General features: G+C 71.9%; 21 protein-coding genes and 2 pseudogenes. 16 read left to right on the forward strand and 7 right to left on the reverse strand.

The genetic code is table 11. The features are described from left to right. Positions 1 to 69: 69 nt before the first annotated feature. Together OG520_RS08315 and OG520_RS08320 are read right to left on the reverse strand one after the other, a co-directional pair. Positions 70 to 731, reverse strand: a pseudogene (locus tag OG520_RS08315) (ABC transporter ATP-binding protein). 186 nt (positions 732 to 917) lie between these two features. Further along, on the reverse strand, positions 918 to 1625 hold the full coding sequence (locus OG520_RS08320; protein ID WP_399329091.1) for a FadR/GntR family transcriptional regulator: 708 nt from the start codon (positions 1623 to 1625) through the stop codon (positions 918 to 920). A gap of 152 nt (positions 1626 to 1777) precedes the next feature. On the opposite strand from OG520_RS08320, the gene OG520_RS08325 reads away from it, so the two are divergent. The 4 genes from OG520_RS08325 (at position 1778) to OG520_RS08340 (ending at position 5927) form a co-directional block, all read left to right on the forward strand. Further along, the gene (locus OG520_RS08325) at positions 1778 to 2737 is read left to right on the forward strand and encodes a dihydrodipicolinate synthase family protein (protein ID WP_406012748.1); all 960 of its coding nucleotides are present in this window, start codon (positions 1778 to 1780) and stop codon (positions 2735 to 2737) included. Next, complete coding sequence (locus OG520_RS08330) at positions 2734 to 3717, forward strand: ROK family protein (protein ID WP_406012749.1); 984 nt, start codon at positions 2734 to 2736, stop codon at positions 3715 to 3717. Before OG520_RS08325 ends, OG520_RS08330 begins: the two co-directional genes overlap by 4 nt. Then, the gene (locus tag OG520_RS08335) at positions 3714 to 4394 is read left to right on the forward strand and encodes an N-acetylmannosamine-6-phosphate 2-epimerase (protein WP_406012750.1); all 681 of its coding nucleotides are present in this window, start codon (positions 3714 to 3716) and stop codon (positions 4392 to 4394) included. Before OG520_RS08330 ends, OG520_RS08335 begins: the two co-directional genes overlap by 4 nt. Positions 4395 to 4457: 63 nt before the next feature. Then, positions 4458 to 5927 (forward strand): sialate:H+ symport family MFS transporter, encoded by a 1470-nt coding sequence (locus OG520_RS08340; RefSeq protein ID WP_406012751.1) that lies wholly within the window; start codon positions 4458 to 4460, stop codon positions 5925 to 5927. 31 nt (positions 5928 to 5958) lie between these two features. Here the strand turns inward: OG520_RS08340 and OG520_RS08345 are convergent. From OG520_RS08345 to OG520_RS08355, 3 genes and pseudogenes are all read right to left on the reverse strand, one after another. Continuing rightward, positions 5959 to 6309 (reverse strand): annotated as a pseudogene (locus tag OG520_RS08345) (MaoC/PaaZ C-terminal domain-containing protein); the annotation flags it as partial. Between the two features lie 265 nt (positions 6310 to 6574). Beyond that, positions 6575 to 7804: an acetyl-CoA C-acetyltransferase gene (locus tag OG520_RS08350; protein WP_406012752.1), complete on the reverse strand. Its 1230-nt coding sequence runs from the start codon at positions 7802 to 7804 to the stop codon at positions 6575 to 6577. 103 nt (positions 7805 to 7907) lie between these two features. After that, positions 7908 to 8837, reverse strand: a complete 930-nt coding sequence (locus OG520_RS08355) for a LysR family transcriptional regulator (protein WP_406012753.1) — start codon at positions 8835 to 8837, stop codon at positions 7908 to 7910. Between the two features lie 227 nt (positions 8838 to 9064). On the opposite strand from OG520_RS08355, the gene OG520_RS08360 reads away from it, so the two are divergent. From OG520_RS08360 to OG520_RS08375, 4 genes are all read left to right on the forward strand, one after another. Further along, entirely contained in the window at positions 9065 to 9982 is a 918-nt protein-coding gene (locus OG520_RS08360; protein ID WP_406016444.1) for a CoA transferase subunit A, read from the forward strand. A 50-nt stretch (positions 9983 to 10032) separates the two neighbouring features. Then, positions 10033 to 10815, forward strand: coding sequence for a CoA-transferase subunit beta (locus OG520_RS08365; RefSeq protein WP_406012754.1), 783 nt, complete (start codon positions 10033 to 10035; stop codon positions 10813 to 10815). A 100-nt stretch (positions 10816 to 10915) separates the two neighbouring features. Continuing rightward, complete coding sequence (locus tag OG520_RS08370) at positions 10916 to 12475, forward strand: 3-hydroxyacyl-CoA dehydrogenase (protein ID WP_399329082.1); 1560 nt, start codon at positions 10916 to 10918, stop codon at positions 12473 to 12475. 180 nt (positions 12476 to 12655) lie between these two features. Next, positions 12656 to 13048, forward strand: a complete 393-nt coding sequence (locus OG520_RS08375; RefSeq protein ID WP_406012755.1) for a VOC family protein — start codon at positions 12656 to 12658, stop codon at positions 13046 to 13048. 24 nt (positions 13049 to 13072) lie between these two features. Here OG520_RS08375 and OG520_RS08380 read toward each other — a convergent pair whose 3' ends face one another. Then, positions 13073 to 13774 (reverse strand): DUF6597 domain-containing transcriptional factor, encoded by a 702-nt coding sequence (locus OG520_RS08380; RefSeq protein ID WP_399329080.1) that lies wholly within the window; start codon positions 13772 to 13774, stop codon positions 13073 to 13075. Between the two features lie 52 nt (positions 13775 to 13826). Here OG520_RS08380 and OG520_RS08385 point away from each other — a divergent pair, with 52 nt between their 5' ends. After that, complete coding sequence (locus tag OG520_RS08385) at positions 13827 to 14201, forward strand: CU044_2847 family protein (protein WP_385328003.1); 375 nt, start codon at positions 13827 to 13829, stop codon at positions 14199 to 14201. Positions 14202 to 14221: 20 nt separating this feature from the next. On the opposite strand, the gene OG520_RS08390 is transcribed toward OG520_RS08385, so the two are convergent. Further along, positions 14222 to 15352 carry a YihY/virulence factor BrkB family protein gene (locus OG520_RS08390; protein ID WP_406016445.1) on the reverse strand — a complete coding sequence of 377 codons (1131 nt, stop codon included), beginning with the start codon at positions 15350 to 15352 and terminating at the stop codon, positions 14222 to 14224. Positions 15353 to 15456: 104 nt separating this feature from the next. On the opposite strand from OG520_RS08390, the gene OG520_RS08395 reads away from it, so the two are divergent. From OG520_RS08395 to OG520_RS08425, 7 genes are all read left to right on the forward strand, one after another. Further along, on the forward strand, positions 15457 to 17094 hold the full coding sequence (locus tag OG520_RS08395) for an acyl-CoA dehydrogenase family protein (protein WP_406012756.1): 1638 nt from the start codon (positions 15457 to 15459) through the stop codon (positions 17092 to 17094). Positions 17095 to 17418: 324 nt separating this feature from the next. Further along, positions 17419 to 18636 carry a GAF domain-containing protein gene (locus OG520_RS08400; RefSeq protein ID WP_406016446.1) on the forward strand — a complete coding sequence of 406 codons (1218 nt, stop codon included), beginning with the start codon at positions 17419 to 17421 and terminating at the stop codon, positions 18634 to 18636. A 104-nt stretch (positions 18637 to 18740) separates the two neighbouring features. After that, positions 18741 to 19337 (forward strand): GNAT family N-acetyltransferase, encoded by a 597-nt coding sequence (locus tag OG520_RS08405; RefSeq protein WP_399329078.1) that lies wholly within the window; start codon positions 18741 to 18743, stop codon positions 19335 to 19337. 221 nt (positions 19338 to 19558) lie between these two features. Then, positions 19559 to 19642, forward strand: coding sequence for a putative leader peptide (locus OG520_RS08410; protein ID WP_317864749.1), 84 nt, complete (start codon positions 19559 to 19561; stop codon positions 19640 to 19642). Positions 19643 to 19759: 117 nt separating this feature from the next. Then, positions 19760 to 21457: a nitrite/sulfite reductase gene (locus tag OG520_RS08415; RefSeq protein ID WP_266428502.1), complete on the forward strand. Its 1698-nt coding sequence runs from the start codon at positions 19760 to 19762 to the stop codon at positions 21455 to 21457. After that, a complete protein-coding gene (locus OG520_RS08420; RefSeq protein WP_266428501.1) occupies positions 21454 to 21633 on the forward strand; it encodes a hypothetical protein in 180 nt (59 codons plus the stop codon). The genes OG520_RS08415 and OG520_RS08420 overlap by 4 nt, the downstream gene beginning before the upstream one ends. Further along, entirely contained in the window at positions 21630 to 22331 is a 702-nt protein-coding gene (locus OG520_RS08425; RefSeq protein WP_406012757.1) for a phosphoadenylyl-sulfate reductase, read from the forward strand. The genes OG520_RS08420 and OG520_RS08425 overlap by 4 nt, the downstream gene beginning before the upstream one ends. Positions 22332 to 22353: the final 22 nt, after the last annotated feature.

Genomic DNA, 22353 nt, shown 5'->3' on the forward strand with positions numbered 1-22353 from the left:
CGGATCTGGACCCGGGCCGGTCCAGGTCCAGGTCCCGGTCCCGGTCGCGGTCGCGGTCGCGGGGCGGGGTCAGCGGCCGGGCCGTGCGGTCGGAGCCGCGTCGACGGTCAGCGCGGCCATGTCCACGACCCGGTCGGCGGCCTCCGCCACGGCCGGGTCGTGCGTGGCCACGACCGTGACGCAGTCGTCCTGGCGGGTGCGTTCGGCGAGGAGCGCGGCCGGTTCGGCGGCCTGGGACCGGTCGACGGCCGCCGTCGATTCGTCGATGAGCAGCAGTTTCGGGGAGAGGAAGAGCGCACGGACCAGGGCGACGCGCTGGCGTTCGCCGCCGGAGAGCTGTTCGGGGCGGTGGCGCAGGCGATGGCCGAGGCCCACCCGGGTCAGGGCCTCCTCGGCGCGGGAGCGGTGCGCGCGGGGGCGTCGGCCACCGATGTACACCGCGGCGAGCAGCTGGTCGACGGCGGCCAGTCCGGAGAGCGGATTGCCGCTCTGGAACATGTAGCCGATCCGTTCGCGGCGCGCCTCGGCGCGCCGGGCGTCGAAGAGTCGGAGAGTCGGGCATCGGAGAGTCCGGCGTCGGAGAGTCCGGCGTCGGAGAGTCCGGCGTCGGAGAGTCGGGCAAGGTCCTCGCCGTCCAGCAGGACCTGTCCCTCGGTGGGCCGCAGCAGTGCTCCCGCGACGGCGAGCAGCGTGGACTTGCCGGAGCCCGACGGGCCGACGAGGGCCGTCATCCGGCCGGGTCCGGAGGTGACGCCGAGGCCGTGACCTTCACCCCGGTCGCCAGGGCCACGGGCCTCGCCCGCAACAGGGCGGTGACGGACCCGGCGGCCCGGATGGCCGTCACCGCGATCACCGGGGCGACGCCGGGGCGGTGAGGGACCGGGCGGCCCCTCGCCCCCGCCGCCGGAAGGCGTCCGTCACCCCGGCTGCGGGACCGGCGACGGTGCGAGGCGGGTGCGGATGCCGTCGAAGTGGGTGCGCATGGCGCGCACCGCGCGTTCGCCGTCGGCCGCCGCGACCGCCTCGACGATCTCGCGGTGCTGGGCGCAGGTGGCCATGGGGTCCTGATGGCCGTCGTCGAGATCTTCGCGCACCCGGTCCATGGCCGCCCAGAACGCGTCGAGCACCTCGCTGAGCAGGTGGTTGTCGAGCGAGGCGTAGAGCGCGAGGTGGAAGGCGCGGTCGGTGCCGCGCGCCACCCGGCCGCCGTCGCTGGCCTCGGCGTCCATCTTCGCGACGAGGCCACGCAGCACGTCGAGGTCCTCGTCGGGGATGCCGGCCGTGACGGCGCCGACCAGGCCGGCCTCCAGCGCCTCCCGCACCTTCATCAGCTCGAAGAGGCCCGGCTCCCCCTGCCGGTGACGGACGGCGGCACGGAAGGCGAGCCCTTCGGCGAAGGGTGACAGGGAGAGCGAGCCGACGAAGGTGCCGTAGCCGCGGCGGATCTCCACGACGTTGACGGCCTGGAGCGCCTTGAGGGCTTCGCGCACCGATACCCGGCCGGCCCCGAAGAGCTCCATCAGCTCCGCCTCGGTGGGCAGCGCGTCACCGGGGCCGAGTCTGCGTTCCAGGATCAGCTCCTTGAGCCGGCGCTCTATGTCCTGAGCCATGGTGGGGCGCGCCACAACATCCTCCCGAGGTGCGATTGCCCCTTGACCGGTCACAGGAGCATCTGTTTAAGGTGAGCCAGACATAGGACATCTTACGTCTCACGTCTCGATCCGTGCAGCTGCCTCGGGCCACGGATCGGCGCATCGACCGAGCTGGTGCCCTCACCATGTCCCTGACCTCACCGCTGCACGGCGTCGTCCCGCCGGTCTGCACCCCGCTCGACCCCCGGGGGGAGGTCGACACCGCGTCCCTCGCCCGGCTCGTCGAGCACCTCATCGGCGGTGGTGTGCACGGGCTGTTCGCGCTCGGCTCCACCAGCGAGGTCGCGTACCTCACCGACGAGCAGCGCGCCACGGCACTGGAGACCGTGGTCAATACGGCCGACGGCCGGGTCCCGGTCCTCGCCGGTGTCATCGACACCACCACCGCTCGTGTCGTCGAGCACGCCAGGTCCGCCGCCGAACTGGGTGCGGACGCCCTGGTGGCGACCGCACCGTTCTACACCCGCACCCACGGCAAGGAGATCGCCCAGCACTTCCGGCGGCTGCGCGCGGCGGTCGACCTGCCGCTGTTCGCGTACGACATCCCGGTCGCCGTGCACAGCAAGCTCTCCCCCGCGCTGGTGCGCGAGCTCGCCGAGGACGGCACGCTGGCCGGCCTCAAGGACAGCAGCGGCGACGAGGGCGGACTGCGCCGACTGATCGTCGAGCTGGGTGGCCGCGAGGGCCGCACGGACGGGCCGGCGCCGCGCTTCAGCATCCTCACCGGCTCCGAACTCACCGCGGACGCGGCCCTGTTGGCCGGAGCCGACGGTGTCGTGCCGGGTATCGGCAATGTCGACCCGGCCGGTTATGTACGGCTCTACGACGCCGCGCGGGCCGGGAAGTGGGAGCTGGCCGCGAAGGAGCAGGAGCGGCTCGTCGAGCTGTTCGCCATGGTCGACGCCGGTCCGGAGACGGACATGGGCCGCAGCTCCTCGGCGCTCGGCTCCTTCAAGGCGGCGCTCCAGCTGCTCGGCGTCATCGCCTGCGGCGACACCGCCTTCCCGCAGATCCAGCTGAGCGCCGAGTCCGTCGCCCTGGTCTCCCAGCGCCTGCGCGCCGCCGGCCTGCCGCCGGTCCGATGAACGACCGCTCCCGGCCGTCCGCCGACAGTACAGGTGCCGCGGTGATCGGGCTCGACCTCGGCGGTACGAAGATCGCCGCCGCACTCCTCGGACCCGACGGCGCGATCCTGTCCCGGCACACCCGGCCCACCCCGGCCCGGGACGGCGCGGCGGCCGTGCTGGACGCTCTCGCCGGGGCGGCCGCGGCCGTCGATCCGGGGCGGCTGGCCACGGCGCTCGGCATCGCGGCGGCCGGGGTCGTCGATCCCCGTACCGGCATGGTCACCAGCGCCACCGACTCCATCCGCGGCTGGGCAGGCACCGCCCTGGGCGCCGGCCTCGCGGACCGCACCGGATATCCGGTGGCCTGCGACAACGACGTACGCGCCACGGCGGGTCCGGAACTCGCGGCGCTGACGGCGGACGGCGGACCGGACCGGGCGGACCAGGGGTCGCTGCTGTTCGTGGCGGTCGGTACGGGCGTGGGCGGCGCCATAGCCGTCGACGGGCGGATGCTGCACGGCGCGGCCGGTCTCGCCGGGCATCTCGGCCATCTGCCCAGCCCGGAGGCCGCCGGACTGCCCTGCACCTGCGGCGCCGCCGGACACCTGGAGGTCATCGCCTCCGGCCCCGGCATCGCCGCCCACTACGCCCGGCTGACCGGCGCCCCCGTGGACCGGCTCGAAACCGTGGCCGCGCGGGCCGGGCAGGGCGACGCGTCGGCCGTCCGCGCCATCACCACCGGCGCGGCCGCCACCGGCCAGGTGCTCGGCGGGCTCGCCAACGCCCTGGGGCCCGACCGGGTCGTCGTCGGCGGCGGTGTGCCGCGGATCGGCCCGCTGTACGGGGACGCCCTGGCCGCCGCCTTCACCGCGGAACTGATGCCGCCGCTGCGCGGACTCGTGCCCCGGGCGCCTCTGTTCGGCGCCGACGCGGCGGTGCTCGGCGCCGCCGCCCTGACCACCACACTTCCCCTCCACCACCCGGGAGTCCTTCGATGACCGCTCAGGAACTGGCCACCACCCTCCAGGGCAAGCTGATCGTGTCCTGCCAGGCGCCCCCCGGCGATCCGATGCGGGAGACCGGCACCCTGGTCCGGCTCGCCCGGTCGGCCGTGGCCGGTGGCGGCGCCGCGATCCGCGCCAATGAGCCGGAGGTCGTCGCCGCGATCGTCGCGGCCGTGGACCTGCCGGTCATCGGCCTGTGGAAGGACGGAGACGTCGGCGTCTACATCACCCCGACCGTCCGGCACGCCCTGGCGATCGTGGAGGCCGGTGCCGATGTGGTCGCCGCCGACGCCACCGACCGGCCGCGCCCCGACGGCTCCACCTTCGCCGAGCTGATCGCGGCGGTGCACGGGGCGGGCGCCCTGGTGATGGCCGACGTCTCCACGCTCGCCGAAGGCATCGCGGCGGCCGGGCAGGGCGCGGACTTCGTCTCCACCACCCTCTCCGGCTATGTGCCGGGCACGCCGGAGCAGACCGGCCCCGATCTCGCCCTGGTCTCCGCGCTCGCCGCCGCGATCGACGTCCCGGTGGTCGCCGAAGGCCGTATCAACACCCCCGCAGAGGCCGCCGACGCCCTGGCACGCGGCGCCCACAGCGTCGTCGTCGGCACCGCCATCACCGCACCCACCGCCCTGACCGCCCGCTTCGTCGCAGGCATCGCCCGGCCCTGACCGTCCCCCACCACGCGGGCCGGCGGTTCAACGACGAGCCCCGTCCCGCATCCTGGAGTCACCGTGCAGACCACATCACCCGCCGAGCTCCCCTGGTATCGAGAAGTGAGCGGTACCCAGTGGAAGTCGTTCTTCGCCGCCTGGATCGGCTACGTCCTCGACGGCTTCGACTTCGTGCTGATCACTCTCGTGCTCACCGAGATCAGTGACGACTTCGGGCTGAGCACGGTGCAGGCCGCCAGCCTGATCTCCGGTGCGTTCATCACCCGCTGGCTGGGCGGCGCGGTGCTCGGCGCCATCGGCGACCGGTACGGGCGCAAGCTCTCCATGGTCCTGAGCATCCTGCTGTACTCGCTCGGCACCTTCGCCTGCGGATTCGCCTGGAACTACCAGAGCCTGTTCGCCGCCCGGCTCGCCATCGGCATGGGCATGGCCGGGGAGTACAGCGCCAGCGCCACGTACGTCATGGAGAGCTGGCCCGCGAGGCTCCGCAGCCGGGCCAGCGGCTTCCTGATCTCCGGTTTCTCGGTCGGCTCGGTGCTCGCCGCGCAGGTCTACAACTGGGTGGTGCCCTCGCTCGGCTGGCGGTGGATGTTCTACCTCGGTCTGATACCGATCGCCATCGCGCTGTGGATGCGGCGGGCGCTGCCCGAGGCCGAGGAGTGGACGGAGAACGTCGCGGACAAGGGCGCCAAGCCCAATCCGTTCCGGCCGCTGTTCGTGACCCGGGGCCGGGCAATCGTCAATACGGTCCTGGTCGTCGTCGCCACCGTCTCGCTCTTCCTGGTCTTCACCCCGGGCGGCGCCGGAATGGTTCCGGTGCTCTCGGTGGTCGCCGGACTGGCCCTCGCCGCGTTCGCCGTGCAGATGGGCGGGAGGCGTAGCTGGGTGCTGTATCTGTCGATGATCGTGACGCTGTTCTTCGCGTTCCTGTACTCGTGGCCGATCCAGGCGCTGCTGCCCACGTATCTGAAGACCGAACTCGGCTACTCCACCGACCAGGTCACCGACGTCCTGTACTTCGCGGGCTTCGGGACCATGGTCGGCTGCTGGACCGCGGGCTTCCTCGGTGACCGGATCGGTGCGAAGAAGGCGTACGCGCTGACGCTGCTCGCCTCGCTGGCCTTCGTCTATCCGGTCTTCGCCGTGCACGACAATCTGCTGCTGCTCGGCATCCTGCTCTTCCTGCTGCAGGCGACCAGCTTCGGCATCTCCGGGCTGCTGCCCCGATACATCGGCGGGCACTTCCCGACGGCGAGCAGGGGCGCGGCGCTCGGCTTCACGTACAACGTGGGGGCGCTGGGCGGTGCGGTTGCTCCGGTCCTGGGGGCGCATCTGGCGTCCGGGATGGATCTGGGGCAGGCACTGGCCGTGCTGACCTTCGCGGGCACGGTGATCGTGGTGCTGCTGGTCGGGTTCGACGTACCGGCCCGGCTGAACCGGCTGACCGATCCCGATGCCGAGCCGGACCATCTCGCGGTGCCGCCGGCGACGGAGCGCGGCGGGGCCTCGCGCACGAAGGCCGCCGGCTGACCCGACGGGAGCGCGGGCGCGGGGCGGGCCCCTTCACCCCGGCGACGGCGGCATGCAGCCGCACCCGGCTGCCGACCGGCACGGGCGCCGGGTAACGGACCCGATTGACGCCGTAGTTGAAGGCGCGGCCCACGCCCTCGACCCGGAGCAGCTCGGCAAACATCGGGATGCCCCAGCCGAGCACCGTGTACCCGTGCGCGATGGTCCGTCCGTACGGGCCGGACGCGGCGCGTTCGACATCGGTGTGGATCCGCTGGTGGTCCCCGGAGACGTGCGCGTACGCGTCGATGAGTTCCTGGGTGCTCTCCTTCCGGTCGGAGTGTCCGAGGTCGCGCCCGCTCAGCGCGAGGATCTCCGGGATGCCGTTCACGGTCAGCGGCATGGCGGCCGGCCTCTCGTCTCTCTTCTCGTGGGGCAGGGGTCTGCACCTGTCGGCCGAACCTCAGAGCCTGTCGGGTGACCTCTGACCGGGCGGCCACGCCCTGACACGCACGCTTCCGGCGTTGCCGAAACGCCCTAGTAGTTCCTTCCCCGAACTCTCAACTTCGTTCGAGCAGGGGAGGCCCCATCCGAGGCCATCCCGGCGTCTTGGAATCGCACGCACCATGCCGCGTCCGCTCTCCGATCGAAGGTCACCCGACAGGCTCTCAGGCCGCGATCCGCTCGAAGACCGCGGCGAGACCCTGTCCGCCGCCGATGCACATGGCCTCCAGCCCGTACCGGGCCTCGCGGCGGTGCAGCTCACGGGTCAGCGTGGCGAGGATACGGGCGCCGGTGGCGCCGACCGGGTGGCCGAGGGAGACGCCGGAACCGTTGACGTTGACGCGCTGCTCGTGGTCCTTCTCGCCGAGGCCCAACTCGCGGGTGCAGGCGAGCACCTGGGCGGCGAAGGCCTCGTTGAGCTCGATCAGGTCGAGGTCGGCGAGGGTGAGTCCGGCGCGGTCGAGGGCGGCCCGGGTCGCCGGGACGGGGCCGATGCCCATCGTCGCGGCGGGCACCCCGGCACGGGCGAAGGAGACCAGCCGGACCAGCGGGGTGAGGCCGAGTCGTTCGGCGGTGGCGGCGCTGGTGACCAGGCAGGCGGCGGCCGCGTCGTTCTGGCCGCTGGCGTTGCCCGCGGTGACGGTCGCCTCCGGGTCGGACTTCGCCATGATCGGGCGCAGCGCGGCGAGTTGTTCGGCGGTGGTGTCGGGGCGGGGGTGCTCGTCGGCGGTGACGACGGTCTCGCCCTTGCGGGTGTGTACGGTGACCGGGACGGTCTCCGCGTCGTACCGGCCCTCCGCCGCTGCCCGGCCGGCGCGCTGCTGCGAGCGCAGGGCGAGGGCGTCCTGGTCGGCACGGCTGATGCCGTAGGCGCGCCGGAGGTTCTCGGCGGTCTCGATCATGCCGCCCGGCACGGGATGGTTGACGCCGCCCGCGGTGACCCTGCCCCGGGCCAGCGAGTCGTGGAGCTGGAGGCCGGGGCCCTTGATGCCCCAGCGGCCGTCGTGCGTGTAGTACGGGGCGGCGCTCATCACGTCGACGCCGCCCGCGACGACGACCTCGCTGAACCCGGCCCGGATCTGCATCGCCGCGTCGAGCACGGCCTGGAGGCCCGATCCGCAGCGGCGGTCGACCTGGGAGCCGGTGACGGTCTCGGGCAGTCCGGCGTCGAGAGCGGCGACCCGGCCGATGGCGGGGGCCTCGGCGGAGGGGTAGGAGTGCCCGAGGATGACCTCGTCGACGTCGGCGGGGTCGATTCCGGTACGGGCCATGACCTCGGCGATGACGCGTGCGGCGAGTGCGGCCGGCGTCTGCTGTGCGAACACTCCGCCGAAACGGCCGATGGGGGTGCGCAGTGGTTCACAGATGACGACATCGAGCTGCTGATCGGGCACGGCGTGACCTTTCGGAGGCGAGTGGCGCGTGCCGCCGACCCTTGCACCCGGCGACTGAGTCGGTCCAATATCCAGTTCGCCCTGGTTCAAGACGTGGTGCGTCTCAATGCGGGCTTGCGGCGGTTCGGTCCGCGGCCGGGCCCGACGGCGTGGGCAGGGCCTCCTCCGCCACCGCCAGTACCGCCCGCAGCGCGGCGGAGGGGGTGTCGGCGCGCCAGGCCAGCGCGGCCTGGAGCCGGATCGGCGGGCCGGCCAGGGGCCGGTAGACGAGGCCGTTCTGCTGGATGTGCTCGACGGAGGTGACGGTGAGCGTGACGCCGACACCTGCGGCGACCAGCGCCAGGATGGTGTACGAGTCGGGCGCCTCCTGGACCACCCGGGGGTTGAACCCGGCGGCCTCGCAGGCCCCGACCATCGCGTCGCGCACGGTGGAGCCGGTGTTGGCGGGAAAGGAGACGAAGGGCTCCTCGGCCAGGAGGCCGATGGGGACGCTCTCCAGCCGGGCGAGCGGGTGGTCGAAGGGCAGCGCGCACACCAGCTCCTCCTCGTCGATCACCCGGTACGCCACCCCCGGCTGGGTCACCGGCAGCCGGACGAAGCCCAGGTCGAGCGAGCCGTCGGCGACCCGGTCGAGGGCGACGTTGGCGTAGGTCTGCCCCTTCATGACCAGTTCGAGGGCGGGGTGGGCGGCGCGCACGGCCCGGGTGAGGAGCGGCAGCGTCTCGTGGCTGGAGGCGCCCGCGAAGCCGATGGTGACCCGCCCGTACTCGCCGCGGCCCGCCGCCTTCGCGGCGCGCACCGCGGTGTCGAGGTCGTCGAGCACGGTCCGTACCGGCTGGAGGAAGGACTCCCCCGCGCTGGTGAGCCGCACCGACCGGGTGTTGCGTTCGAAGAGCTGGACACCCAGCTCCTTCTCCAGCCGGCGGATCTGCTGGCTCAGCGGCGGCTGGGCCATCTGCAGCCGTTTCGCGGCCCGCCCGAAGTGCAGCTCCTCGGCCACGGCGACGAACGCGGACAGATGACGCAACTCCATGCACGCTCCTTCGGCTACTGGCCGCCGGCCGTCGTCGGTCACCAGTCGATGTTCGGTGACCGGTGACCGACTGATCCGATTCATTAATCAGACGTCTCGATACGACCTTAATTTGGTATTGGACAGCAATCAATAGCCGCTGACACGGTGGGGCGACGTGCATACCCAGGACGCGCCAGCAGAGCCGGAGGAGCACCGTGGCCACGACGGACCGGAAAGACAAGACGATGTCGATGAAGGCGGCGATCACCGCCTTCGTCCACGACGGCGGCACCGTCTGTCTCGAAGGCTTCACCCATCTCGTCCCGACCGCCGCGGGCCACGAGATCATCCGCCAGGGCCGCCGCGACCTCACCGTGGTCCGGATGACCGCGGACATCGTGGTGGACCAGATGATCGCCGCGGGCTGTGTCTCGCGGCTGGTCTCCTCCTTCGTCGGCAACTCCTCCGCCGGGTCGCTCGGCGAACTGCGCCGCCGCATCGAGACCGGCGAACCGGCGCCGCTCGCCTTCGAGGAGTACAGCCACTACGGAATGATCTGCCGCTACCTGGCCGGCGCCCAGCGGCTGCCGTTCCATCCGCTGCGCAGCTACGGCGGCAGCGATCTGCCGTCCGTCAACAGCGGTCTGCGCAAGGTCACTTCGCCCTACCTCGGCCCGGACGGCGAACCCGAGCAGATCTATGTCGTACCGCCCGTCAACCCGGATGTGACGATCATCCACGCCCAGCGTGCCGACCGCGGCGGCAACACCCAGATCTGGGGCCTGACCGGCATCCAGGCCGAGGCGGTGTACGCGGCGGACAAGGCGGTCGTCGTCGTGGAGGAGATCGTCGACGACGAGGTGATCCGCTCGGACCCGAACCGTACGCTCGTCCCCGCCCACGCGGTCGACGCGGTCGTCGTCTGTCCGCGCGGCGCGCACCCCTCCTTCGCGCAGGGGTACTACGACCGGGACAACGCCTTCTACCGCGCCTGGTCGCACATCAGCAAGGATCCGCAGCGGCTCCAGGAGTGGCTGGCCGAATGGGTGCTCGGGACGGCCGACCACGCGGAGTACGTCGACAAGCTCGGCGAGGAGTACTGGGCGGGCCTGGCGGTCGGCGAGGCGCTGAGCCTGCCGGTGAACTACGGGCGGCGGCTGTGAGCGGACAGGCAGGACGGGCGACGGAATCGGGACACGATAAGGAACGCGCCATGACCATCACCACCACCGCACCGGACAGCATCACCTCGTCGGAGCTGCTCTCCGTCGTCGCCTCCCGTGAACTGGCCGCGCACCGCACCGTGTTCGCCGGCATCGGCCTGCCGACGCTCGCCACCGAGCTGGCGCATCTGACGGTCGCCCCGGAGATCGAGGTCGTGTACGAGTCCGGGGTGTGCGGCGCGCACCCCTCGCACCTGCCGGAGACCATCGCCGACGCGGTCCTGATCACCGGTGCCGAGGCGGTGCTGTCGATGCCCGCGCTCTTCGGCTGTGTCCTGCAGGGCGGCCATATCGACGTGGGGTTCCTGGGCGCCGCGCAGATCGACCGGTGGGGCAATCTCAACACGTCCGTGATCGGTGACTGGGACAGCCCCGCGGTCCGGCTGCCCGGTTCCGGCGGTGGCATCGAGGTGATGGCCAACTCCCGTGAGGTCTTCGTCGTGATGCGCCGCCACAATCCGCGTTCCTTCACCGGGACCCTCGACTTCTGCACCACCCCCGGCCCCGACCGGGCACTGGCCGAGGGCATCCGGCCCCTGGGCGCCGGTGTCACCCGGGTCATCACCGAACTGGGCATCCTGGCGCGCACGGGCGTCGGCGAGGAGCTGAGGCTGGTCGCCGTCCACCCCGGCGTCACCGTCGAACAGGTACGGGCGGCAACCGGCTGGGACCTGAAGGCGGCCGGCACGGTCGGGACCGTACCGCCGCCGACGGAGGCCGAACTCCGGCTGCTGCGCGAGGACGTGGACCCGGAACGCGTCTACCTTCGCTGAGACGCATCACATGTCACAGCCGCTCGCTTGGACGGATCACATGTCACAGCCGCTCGACCGGACGGATCACATGTCACACCCCGAGAGGACCGCAACCGCCATGCGTATCAGGATCGTCGGCGCCGGGGCCATGGGCCGCGGCATCGCCCAGTGGGCGGCGACCGCCGGACACACCGTCGAACTGTGCGACGTGCGCACGGAGGCCGTGACGGCCGCCGTGGACTTCGTACGGTCCATGCTCGAACGGGCCGTCCAGAAGGGCCGGATGTCCGCCGAGGACCGCGCCGCCGCCCTGGAGCGGCTGGTCCCGCTCGACGACCCCTGGGCGGAGGGGCCGGACGTCGAGCTGGTCGTCGAGGCCGTGCGGGAGGACCTCGACACCAAGACGGAGGTCTTCGGCAGGCTGGAGCGGGTGCTGCCCGCGACGGCGGTCTTCGCGACCAACACCTCGTCCCTGTCGGTCACCCGGATCGCCGCGGCGCTGAAGGACCCGACGCGCCTGGCCGGGCTGCACTTCTTCAATCCGGTGCCGCTGATGAAGATCGTCGAGATCGTGCCCGGCGCGGCCACCCGCCCGGAGATCCCGCCGGTCCTCACCGCGCTCGTCGAGAGCTGCGGACACCGCGCGGTCACCGTCGCCGACACCCCCGGCTTCCTGGTCAACCACGCCGGCCGCGGTCTGGTCACCGAGGCCCTCGCGCTGCTGGAGGAGACGGTCGGCGACCCGGCGGACATCGACCGGATCGCCCGCGACGTACTGGGCCTGCGGATGGGCCCGTTCGAGCTGATGGACCTCACCGGGCTGGATGTGACGGCCGCGGTGATCGACTCGATCTGGCAGGGCTTCCGGTACGCGGACCGGCTCCGCCCCTCCTACCTCACCCCCAACCGGGTGGCGGCCGGACTGCACGGCCGCAAGACCGGGCACGGCTGGTACACGTACGGTGCCGAGGCGCCCGCCCCCGCGCCGGAACCGCCGGTCACGGGTGACGCGGACCGTCCGGTGTTCGTCCACGGCACCGCGGGGCAGGACCGGGACGCGGCCGCGCTGCGGGCGGCGCTGACCGCCGCGGGCGCCGTCGTCGAGACCGGCACCGGGCCGTCCGCCGAAGCCCTGGTACTGGTTCCGGTCTGGGGCACCGCGGTCGCCGAGGCGGTCGCCGGGAACGGGCTACCCGCGGGGCGCACCTTCGGCGTGGACCCACTGCCCGCGGCCGGCCGGCGCCGGGTGCTGGCCGTGACCCCGGCGGCGGACCCGGCCGCCGCGCGTGACGCCCGCGCGGTGCTGGCCCGCGCGGCGGAGGGCGACGAGCCCTGGGCGGTCTCGGTGGTGCGGGACACCGCGGGCTCGGTCGCCCAGCGGCTGCTCGCCTCGATCGTGTCGGTCGCGGCGGGCATCGCGGAGCGCTCCATCGCCGTCCCCGCCGATATCGACCTGGCCGTCACCACCGGACTCGGCTACCCCGTCGGCCCGCTGGCCTGGGGCGACCGGATCGGCGCGGACCGGATGCTGGAGCTGCACCGGGCGCTGCACCGCACGACGGGCGATCCGCGCCACCGCCCGAGCCGCTGGGTCACCGAACGCGCCCAGCTCGGTCTCACGCTGACGGACCCCGGCACCTCGCCCGCCGACTGCACGACCGGCGCCGCGCCCTCGTAGGACTCGTAGGACTCGTAGGACTCGTAGGACTCATGGGGCTCATGGGGCTCGTTGACTCGTAGGGCTCGTAGACGCGGGCGGGGGTGCTGTCGGTCGGCTGCGGCACTCCCGTTCGCACTCGTCCTCGCGGATGTCCGTTTCGTACAAGACCCGCGCCGGGGCCCGGCATACGGTCGGGACATGACTCCACGCATGGACGCGACCGGCATCGTCACGGCGGATCTGGCCGCATCGCTCACCTTCTACCGCCGGCTCGGCCTCGACATCCCCGCCGGAGCGGAATCCGCACCTCATGTCGAAGTGACACTGCCGGGCGGGCAGCGACTCCTCTGGGACACCGAGGACGTCACCCGCTCCTTCGACCCCGGATGGACCCCGCCGACCGGCGGCGACCGCCTCTCGCTGGCCTTCCTGTGCGACAGCCCGGCAGAGGTGGACGCGGTGTACGACGACCTGACCGGCGCGGGATACCGCGGGCATCTGAAGCCGTGGGACGCGGTGTGGGGGCAGCGTTACGCGACGGTCCTCGACCCGGACGGCTGCGCGGTGTCGTTGTTCGCCGCCAACGGCTGAGGCCGGGGGCCCGGACGCGAGCGGCTACCGGACAGACCCTAGGTGGGCGGTCAGGGTGGTCCCGGCCAGGTCACGCATCTCCCGGGCGAGATGGGCCTGGTCGGTGCAGCCCGCCTCGACCGCCGCCTCGGCGTACGGCGTCCCGGCCCGTGCGAGGGCGAGCGCGCGCTGCAGCCGCAGGACCCGGGCGAGCGTCTTGGGCCCGTAACCGAAGGCCGCGAGCGAACGCCGGTGCAGTTGGCGGGCGCCGAGGCCGGCCCGGTGCGCGGTGTCCGCGACGGACCGTCCGGCGCCGAGCCGGTCCGCGACGTACCGCATCAGCGGGTCCGGCGGTGCACTCTCGGCCGCCCGGCGCAGCGCGATGTTCTCCAGCGCGGCAGCCGGCTCGGGCGCTTCGGCGAGCTGCTCGGTGAGTACGCGGACCCGTTCTCCGGGCCACAGGTCCGCGAGCTCGACGCGCCGGTCGCGCAACTCGTGCGCCGGCACACCGAGCAGCGCGGGGGCCGTGCCGGGTGCGAAGCGGATGCCGACGCACTGCCCGCCGGCCGGGGCGGACGGCGTCGCGGCACGGGTGTCGGGGCCCGCGACGAGCAGCCGCCCGCCGATCCAGAGCAGGTCCATGCAGCCGTCGGGCAGCACCGGATGGACCGCGCCCTCCGGCACGCCCAGTGTCCACACGATCGCACCGTCGAACCGCGACGTCCGCTCTTCGTACCTGTCGCCCATACCCCACACGCTAATCTCGTCGGCGGACGGAATCGGCTTCCCGGGGGCGGTCATGACGGCACTGATGGAGTTCACCACCGACAACGGCGCCACCGTGACGGTCGAGGTCGACCGTCACACCCAGGGCGCGCAGCTGGTCGCGCTGGGCGACGACAACACCCTGGCCAGGGCCGGGCGTACGTTCGACAGCGCACTCACGGGGATCCGGTCGGCGGCCGAGTCCGCCCTCGCGGTGTTCCGGGACGGCGACCTGAAACCGGACGGTGTGGAGCTCGAATTCGGGGTCAAGATCACGGCGGAGGCCGGGGCGGTGATCGCCAGGAGCGCGGTCGAGGGCCATCTGGTGGTCAAGCTGTCCTGGTCTCCCGGCGCGACCCCGTCGGTTCCGGCGGCACCGACCGTCCCGGCACCCGCGCCCGCCCCCTAGGGTCCGTCCGGCGGGCACGCTCAGCCGTCGGACGCGTCGTCCGGCTTGTCCGGGTTCGGCTTGTCCGGGTTCGGCTTGTCCGGCTCCTTGTCGCGGCTCGGTTGAAGTCTGGACTTCACATCGTCCGGCGGCAGGAACTTCGACCAGCGTTCGGGGAACTCGGACGGCATGTAGGGGCTGTCGCCTTCATCGTCGCCCTCGTCGTCGTCCTCGTCATCGTCGTCCCAGTACCCGTCGTCCTGGTTCCCCGCCTGCGCCCGCGCGACCAGCTCCGCCGCCTGGGCCGCGCGTACCCGGTCGTTCGCCGCGCGGGCGGCGGCCGTCGCCAGTGAGGGCCACACCCGGTCGATGGCCGCGTTCACCGCCGCTCCCACCAGCACCGCGAACGCGGAGATGCCGATCCACAGCAGGACGGCGATCGGGGCCGCCAACGAACCGTAGATCGTGGGCCCCTCGACCGTACTGGTGAGATAGATCCGCAGCAGGAAGCTGCCGAGCACCCACATCGCGAGCGCCACCAGCGCACCGGGCATGTCCTCGATCCAGGGCGAACGGACCGGCACGGACACGTGGTAGAGCGTCGTGAGGAACGCGATCGACAGCAGGATCACCAGCGGCCAGTACAGGACGCTTATGAGCTCGGTGCCCCATGGGACGAACTCCACGACCCGGTCGGGGCCGACGACGAGCAGCGGCAGCACGACGGAACCGAGCAGCAGCGCGACGACGTACAGCAGGAAGGAGAGCAGTCGCGTCTTGACGATGCCGCGCTGGCCGTCGAGGCCGTACATCACGGTGATCGTGTCGATGAAGACATTGACCGCGCGGGAGCCGGACCAGAGTGCGATGGCGAAGCCGATCGAGATGACATCGGGCCGGGCGCCGGTGGTGACGTCCGCCAGGAGCGGCTTGGCGAAGTCGTTGACGCCCCGCTCGCTGAGCACCGTCTGGGCGGCGTTGAGGATGTTGCGCTCGATGGAGGCGACCGTGGTGGTGCTGGTCCACTCGTCGACGTACCCGAGCAGCCCGATCAGGCCGAGGAGCAGGGGCGGCAGGGACAGCAGGGTGAAGAACGCCGCCTCGGCGGCGAGCCCGAGAATGCGGTACTCCATGCACGAGTTGACGGTGTCCTTGAGCAACTGCCAGGCCATCTGCCGCTTGGATACGTTGCGGTAGAGGACTCGGGCCCGGTGGAGCCGGCCCGGTGGCCGCTCGGGTGTTTCATTTGCTGCCTGCACGTCCTTACCGTATCGGCATGGCAGCCACCACCCACACCGTGTCCAACCAGGTACCACCGCTGACCGGCTACGACGTCTTCGCCGCCGACCGGGCACTCACCGAGGCGGTGCAACGTCACACGTCACCCGGGCTCCTGGCCGAAGTCCGGGGCGAGCTCGGTGAACTGGGCAGATCCGCAGGTTCCGCGCAGGTGCAGGAGTGGGGTGCGCAGGCGAACGGGAATCCGCCGGTGCTGCGTACCCACGACCGGTACGGCCACCGCATCGACGAGGTCGGGTTCCACCCGGCCTGGCACCGCCTGCTCGGCCACGCGGTCACCGCGGGCCTGACCGACGCCTGGGGCAGGCCGGGCGGTCATGTACGGCGGGCGGCCGGCTTCCTCGTGTGGACGCAGGCCGAGGCGGGCCACGGCTGCCCGCTGTCGATGACGCACGCGGCGGTGCCCGCGCTGCGCACCGATCCGGCACTGGCCGCCGAGTGGGAGCCGCTGCTCACCTCGACGGTGTACGAGCAGGGGCTGCGGCCCGCCGCACGGAAGGCCGGTGTGCTCTTCGGGATGGGGATGACGGAGAAGCAGGGCGGCACGGACGTACGGTCGAACACGACCCGCGCCGAGCCGCTGGCCGCGGAGGGCGAGTATCTGCTCACCGGGCACAAGTGGTTCTGCTCGGCGCCGATGTCCGACGGTTTCCTGGTACTGGCCCAGGCGCCGGGCGGCCTGACGTGTTTTCTGCTGCCCCGGGTACTGCCCGACGGCACCCGCAACACGTTCGCGATCCAGCGGCTCAAGGACAAGCTGGGAAACCGGTCGAACGCGTCGGCCGAGGTCGAGTTCGACGGCACGTGGGCGCGCCGGGTCGGCGAGGAGGGGCGCGGGGTGCGCACCATCATCGGGATGGTGGCGGCGACCCGGCTGGACTGTGTGGTCGGTTCGGCGGCGCTGATGCGGCAGGCGGTGGCGCAGGCGATCCACCACTGCACGTACCGCAGCGTGTTCGGCGGGGTGCTGATCGAGAAGCCGCTGATGCGCAATGTGCTGGCCGATCTGGCACTGGAGTCGGAGGCCGCGACGGTGCTGGCGATGCGGCTGGCCGCGGCCTACGACGACGGCTCGGAGAGCGAGCGGGCCTTCCTGCGGATCGCGGTGCCCGCGGCGAAGTACTGGGTGACCAAGCAGTGCACGCCGATGGTGGCCGAGGCACTGGAGTGTCTCGGCGGCAACGGCTACGTCGAGGAGTCCGGGATGCCCCGGCTGCTGCGCGAGGCGCCGCTCAACTCGATCTGGGAGGGCTCGGGGAATGTGCAGGCGCTGGACGTGCTGCGGGCGCTGCAGCGTGAGCCGATGGCGCTGAACGCGTTCCTCCAGGAGGTCGGCAGGGCACGCGGAGCCGATCACCGGCTGGACGGGGCGATCAGGGACATGCTGACGGAGCTCGCCGATCTGGACGGGATCGAGGCGCGGGCCCGCCGGCTGGTCGAGCGGATGGCGCTGGTGCTCCAGGGTTCGCTGCTGGTGCGGTGGGCGCCGCCGGAGGTGGCCGACGCGTTCTGCGCGTCACGGCTGGGCGGGGACCGGGGCGCGGCCTTCGGGACACTGCCGCACAGCCTCGATCTGGCTTCGATCGTCGAACGGGCGCGGCCCGTCGGGCCCTGACCGGCCCTGCCCGTAGCTGTACAGCAACGGAGGGTGGTGCTGCGCCGACACGGCACCACCCTCCATGCTGTGCACACCGAGCAGTGGGGCACGCGCTCCGCCGCACGGTGGTTCCACCACTCTCATACGGTCGCGCACCCCCTCGCCAGAGTTGCAAAGGGTTGCAACCATTGTGCGGAGTGTGCGGTGCCGGTCCCCTCGCAGCGGCAGGATGGGGCCCGTGGATCGTCGAGCCGGCCTGGCATGTGGGGGGAACCGAGAGTGGAGACAAGCGCCTCCGGGGTGACGCGAGCGGACGCCCGGCAGTCCGCCGCGGCCCTTCGCATGATCCACCGGGCCAGGGAGGCCAGGCTCGTCGGCGACCACCCGACGGTCGCCCCGCGGGCCGAGATCGGCGCCTCGTGGGACCGGGTGCTGCGCAGCGGCATCGATCCGGACCAGTCCACCGAGAGCGTGCTGCTCGATGTGGACGAGATCGAGCACCGGCGCCGGAGCTCGACGCTGAGCGAGGTGATGCCGCTGCTGAACGACGGCCTGCTCTCCCTGGCGGACGCCGCCCAGCAGATCCTGGTGGTCACCGACGTGGAGTGCCGGGTGCTGTGGCGCCGGGGCAACGCGGGAGTGCTGCGCCGGGCGGACGACGTCTGTCTGGCGGAGGGCGCGGCCTGGGCGGAGGAGAGTACGGGGACGAACGCGATAGGTACGGCGCTATTCTCCCGCGTCCCGGTCCAGGTCCATTCCTCGGAGCACTTCGTCCGCACCCTGCACAACTGGACGTGCGCGGCGGCCCCGGTCCGGGACCCGCGCGACGGCAAGGTGAAGGGCATCGTCGACATGAGCGGCCCCGCCTCCACGTTCCATCCGACGACGCTCGCCCTGGTCAGTTCGGTCGCCAGGCTGGCGGAGAGCGAGATCAGGAACCGGCATCTGCAGGCGATCGACCGGCTGCGTTCGGTGGCGGCACCGCTGGTGTGCCGGCTGGGCGGCCGGACCCTGGCGGTGGACACCCACGGCTGGCTCGCCGCGGTGACCGGGATGCCTCCGGTCGACCGGCTGCCGCTGCCCAAGTCCTTGCGGCCGGGCCGGGTGTGGCTGCCGTCGCTCGGCATGTGCCGAGTCGAGCCGCTGCCCGGCGGCTGGCTGCTCCAGGTCGCGGACGGGCCTTCGGACGGGGCTCCGCAGCGGGTGGTGCTGGATCTGAGCCGGCCACGCGGACTCACGGTCAATGTGGTGGGCGCGGTGGGCACCTGGACGCAGCGGCTCTCGCCCCGCCACGCGGAGCTGCTGTACGCCCTGGCGCTGCACCGTGAGGGGCGTACGGCGTCCGAGCTCGCCCAGGACATCTTCGGCGACGCGACCCGGACGGTGACGGTGCGGGCGGAGATCTCCCGGATGCGCCGCCATCTCGCCCAGGTGCTCGCGCACCGCCCGTACCGCTTCGGCGAGGACGTCGAGGTGGAGGTGGTCCACCCGGACCACCCGGCCGATCTGCTGCCGCACTCGACGGCTCCGGTGGTGGTCAGGGCGCGTACGGGCGACTGAGAGCCTGTCGGGTGACCTCTGAACGGCGGATCAGTCCCCGGTCCGCCGTCCGCGCTTCGGGACCGGCTTTGGCGCGGGAGACGGGGCGTGGTTCCCTGGCAGTCATGAGCAACCCCGTACATACCGCCGCCACCGCCACCACCGAGGTGACCATCTGGTCCCTGGAACAGACCTCCCCCGACGATCTGCGGCCCGCCGCGGTCCCGGAGGGCGATGTGCGGATCGTGCGGTCGGAGACAGCGCTGCCCGAGTTCAGCCGGTTCCTCTACACGGCGGTCGGCGGCGACATCCGGTGGACGGACCGGCTCGGCATGACGTACGCGCAGTGGCAGGAGGCCCTGGACCGGCCGGGGGCCGAGACCTGGGTGGCGTACGCGAACGGCACCCCGGCGGGATACATCGAGCTGGACCCGCAGGACGAGGGCGAGGTCGAGATCATGTACTTCGGGCTGATCCCGGCGTTCCGGGGGCGGCGGATCGGTGGCCATCTGCTCTCGTACGGGGTCGCCCGTGCCTGGGACCTGGCGGAGCGCTGGCCGGAGCGGACGCCGACGAAGCGGGTGTGGCTGCACACCTGCTCCAAGGACGGCCCGCACGCCATGGACAACTATCTGCGGCGCGGCTTCCGGCTGTTCGACACGAAGGTGGAGCTGGAGCCGGAGGTGGCGACGCCGGGGCCGTGGCCGGGGGCCGGGCGATAGCGGTTCGGGCGGTAGCGGTTCGGGCGGTAGCGGTTCGGGCGGCCGCCCTCCGCTTCCGGGTGCACGCCCCGGCGACAAGTGGGGGGATTGCGGCGATTACGGGCGGGCCGGTCCCGGCGTTCCAAGTGACGAGCACCACACCGTCTTGCGATGCGGGACACTCTCGTCCACATCTTGGATAGTGGTGGACTGGCCCGAGATCCGCGTGCCACGCTTCCGTCATGCCTGGAACTGGAATTGCCTTGGTGAGTCGACGCCACGTCGACCTCGGCCGCGTGTCCAGCGCCATCTGTCCGGCGAGCTGAGAGTCCCAGCACCGCCGCGCTCCCCCTTTTTTCTCTGCAATCCCTGCGCACCGCCGCGCCTTGACGCGAGTGTGCAGTTCAGAGCCGCCCTCCTGCAGTCCCGAAGGACGTACCGTCATGGCCGCTACCCCGGAACAGCCTGCGACCACCACGCCCCGCCGCAAGGCCGGACGCCATCGTGGCGAAGGCCAGTGGGCCGTGGGGCACCACACTCCGCTCAACGGCAATGAGCAGTTCAAGAAGGACGACGACGGTCTCAATGTGCGGACACGCATTGAGACGATCTACTCCAAGCGCGGCTTCGACTCGATCGACCCCAACGACCTGCGTGGACGCATGCGCTGGTGGGGTCTCTACACCCAGCGCAAGCCCGGGATCGACGGCGGCAAGACGGCGATCCTGGAGCCGGAGGAGCTGGACGACAAGTACTTCATGCTGCGGGTACGGATCGACGGCGGCCGGCTGACCACCGCGCAGCTGCGGGTGATCGGCGAGATCTCGCAGGAGTACGCACGCGGCACCGCGGACATCACCGACCGGCAGAACATCCAGCTGCACTGGATCCGCATCGAGGACGTCCCGGCGATCTGGGAGAAGCTGGAGGCCGTCGGGCTCTCCACCACCGAGGCGTGCGGTGACTGCCCCCGCGTGATCATCGGCTCCCCCGTGGCCGGCATCGCCGCCGACGAGATCATCGACGGCACGCCGGCCGTCGACGAGATCCACGACCGGTACATCGGCAACAAGGAATTCTCCAACCTGCCGCGCAAGTTCAAGACCGCGATCTCCGGTTCGCCGGTGCAGGACGTGGTGCACGAGATCAACGACATCGCGTTCGTCGGCGTGGTCCACCCCGAGCACGGTCCGGGCTTCGACGTCTGGGTCGGTGGCGGGCTCTCCACCAACCCGCGGCTCGCCGAACGGCTGGGCGCGTGGGTGCCGCTCGACGAGGTTCCGGACGTCTGGGCCGGAGTCGTCGGCATCTTCCGCGACTACGGATACCGGCGGCTGCGCAACCGCGCCCGGCTGAAGTTCCTGATGGCCGACTGGGGCCCGGCGAAGTTCCGCCAGGTGCTGGAGGACGAGTACCTGAAGCGTCCGCTGACCGACGGTCCCGCACCCGAGCAGCCCAGCAGCCGCTGGCGCGACCACGTGGGTGTGCACCAGCAGCAGGACGGCCGTTACTACGTCGGTTTCGCCCCCCGGGTCGGCCGGGTGGACGGCTCCACGCTCGCCAAGATCGCCGACCTGGCCGCCGCACACGGCTCGGACCGGCTGCGCACCACCGTCGAGCAGAAGATGATCATCCTCGATGTGGCGCAGGACCAGGTGGACTCCCTGGTCGCCGGACTGGAGGCGCTCGACTTCCAGGTGAAGCCGTCACCGTTCCGGCGCGGCACGATGGCCTGCACCGGCATCGAGTTCTGCAAGCTGGCGATCGTCGAGACCAAGGCGCGCGGCGCGGCGCTCATCGACGAACTGGAGCGCCGCCTGCCGGACTTCGACGAGCCGCTCACCATCAACCTCAACGGCTGCCCCAACGCGTGCGCCCGCATCCAGACCGCCGACATCGGCCTCAAGGGCCAGCTCGTGCTGGACGACGACGGCAACCAGGTCGAGGGCTATCAGGTGCACCTGGGCGGCGCCCTGGGCCTGGAGGCCGGGTTCGGCCGCAAGGTCCGCGGCCTGAAGGTCACTTCGGCCGAGCTGCCCGACTACGTCGAGCGGGTGCTGGGCCGCTTCCAGGAGGAGCGCGAGGACGGCGAGCGGTTCGCGACCTGGGCGGCGCGGGCCGGTGCGGAGTCGCTGTCATGAGCGAACGCGCCGCACCGTTCCACTGCCCGTACTGCGGGGACGAGGACCTGCGCCCGCACGAGACGGGCCACGGCGCCTGGGAATGTGCCTCGTGCAACCGCGCGTTCCAGCTCAAGTTCCTGGGTCTGCTGACCCGGGGGCTGCGGCGCAACGACGGTGAAGGGGACGGGATATGACGGAGACTCCGCTGACCGAGGACCTCGAAGGCCTGGCCGAGCGGGCCGGCCGGGAGCTGGAGGACGCCTCCGCGCCGGAGATCCTGAAGTGGGCCGCCGACACCTTCGGGGGGAGGTTCTGCGTCACGTCCTCGATGGAGGACGCGGTCGTCGCGCACCTCGCCTCGCGCGTCTTCCCCGGCGTCGACGTGGTCTTCCTCGACACCGGCTACCACTTCCCGGAGACGATCGGCACCCGCGACGCGGTCGAGGCCGTGATGGACGTCCGCGTCATCACACTGACCCCCCGGCAGACGGTGGCCGAGCAGGACGCCGAGTACGGGCCGAAGCTGCACGACCGCGACCCCGATCTGTGCTGCAAGCTGCGCAAGGTCAAACCGCTCGAAGAGGGTTTGACCGCCTACACCGCCTGGGCGACCGGGCTGCGCCGCGACGAGTCCCCCACCCGGGCGAACACCCCGGTCGTCGGCTGGGACAGCAGGCGGCGGAAGGTGAAGATCTCGCCGATCGCCCGCTGGACGCAGGACGACGTCGACGCGTACGTCGCGGAGCACGGCGTACTCACCAACCCGCTGCTGATGGACGGCTACGCCTCCGTGGGCTGCGCGCCCTGCACCCGCCGGGTGCTGGAGGGCGAGGACGTCCGCGCCGGACGCTGGGCCGGCCGGGGCAAGACCGAGTGCGGGCTGCACGACTGATGACGACTGATCAGGAGACTTC

Source organism: Streptomyces sp. NBC_00984, from assembly GCF_045162475.1.
GTDB lineage: Bacteria > Actinomycetota > Actinomycetes > Streptomycetales > Streptomycetaceae > Streptomyces.

Excerpts from the sequence above, each read along its gene's own strand:
- OG520_RS08325 (WP_406012748.1), top strand. The coding sequence starts at position 1,778 with ATGTCCCTGACCTCACCGCTGCACGGCGTCGTCCCGCCGGTCTGCACC.
- OG520_RS08330 (WP_406012749.1), top strand. The coding sequence starts at position 2,734 with ATGAACGACCGCTCCCGGCCGTCCGCCGACAGTACAGGTGCCGCGGTG.
- OG520_RS08335 (WP_406012750.1), top strand. The coding sequence starts at position 3,714 with ATGACCGCTCAGGAACTGGCCACCACCCTCCAGGGCAAGCTGATCGTG.
- OG520_RS08355 (WP_406012753.1), bottom strand. The coding sequence starts at position 8,837 with ATGGAGTTGCGTCATCTGTCCGCGTTCGTCGCCGTGGCCGAGGAGCTG.
- OG520_RS08360 (WP_406016444.1), top strand. The coding sequence starts at position 9,065 with ATGTCGATGAAGGCGGCGATCACCGCCTTCGTCCACGACGGCGGCACC.
- OG520_RS08365 (WP_406012754.1), top strand. The coding sequence starts at position 10,033 with ATGACCATCACCACCACCGCACCGGACAGCATCACCTCGTCGGAGCTG.
- OG520_RS08370 (WP_399329082.1), top strand. The coding sequence starts at position 10,916 with ATGCGTATCAGGATCGTCGGCGCCGGGGCCATGGGCCGCGGCATCGCC.
- OG520_RS08375 (WP_406012755.1), top strand. The coding sequence starts at position 12,656 with ATGACTCCACGCATGGACGCGACCGGCATCGTCACGGCGGATCTGGCC.
- OG520_RS08380 (WP_399329080.1), bottom strand. The coding sequence starts at position 13,774 with ATGGGCGACAGGTACGAAGAGCGGACGTCGCGGTTCGACGGTGCGATC.
- OG520_RS08385 (WP_385328003.1), top strand. The coding sequence starts at position 13,827 with ATGACGGCACTGATGGAGTTCACCACCGACAACGGCGCCACCGTGACG.
- OG520_RS08390 (WP_406016445.1), bottom strand. The coding sequence starts at position 15,352 with ATGGCCTGGCAGTTGCTCAAGGACACCGTCAACTCGTGCATGGAGTAC.
- OG520_RS08395 (WP_406012756.1), top strand. The coding sequence starts at position 15,457 with ATGGCAGCCACCACCCACACCGTGTCCAACCAGGTACCACCGCTGACC.
- OG520_RS08400 (WP_406016446.1), top strand. The coding sequence starts at position 17,419 with ATGATCCACCGGGCCAGGGAGGCCAGGCTCGTCGGCGACCACCCGACG.
- OG520_RS08405 (WP_399329078.1), top strand. The coding sequence starts at position 18,741 with ATGAGCAACCCCGTACATACCGCCGCCACCGCCACCACCGAGGTGACC.
- OG520_RS08410 (WP_317864749.1), top strand. The coding sequence starts at position 19,559 with ATGCCTGGAACTGGAATTGCCTTGGTGAGTCGACGCCACGTCGACCTC.
- OG520_RS08415 (WP_266428502.1), top strand. The coding sequence starts at position 19,760 with ATGGCCGCTACCCCGGAACAGCCTGCGACCACCACGCCCCGCCGCAAG.
- OG520_RS08420 (WP_266428501.1), top strand. The coding sequence starts at position 21,454 with ATGAGCGAACGCGCCGCACCGTTCCACTGCCCGTACTGCGGGGACGAG.
- OG520_RS08425 (WP_406012757.1), top strand. The coding sequence starts at position 21,630 with ATGACGGAGACTCCGCTGACCGAGGACCTCGAAGGCCTGGCCGAGCGG.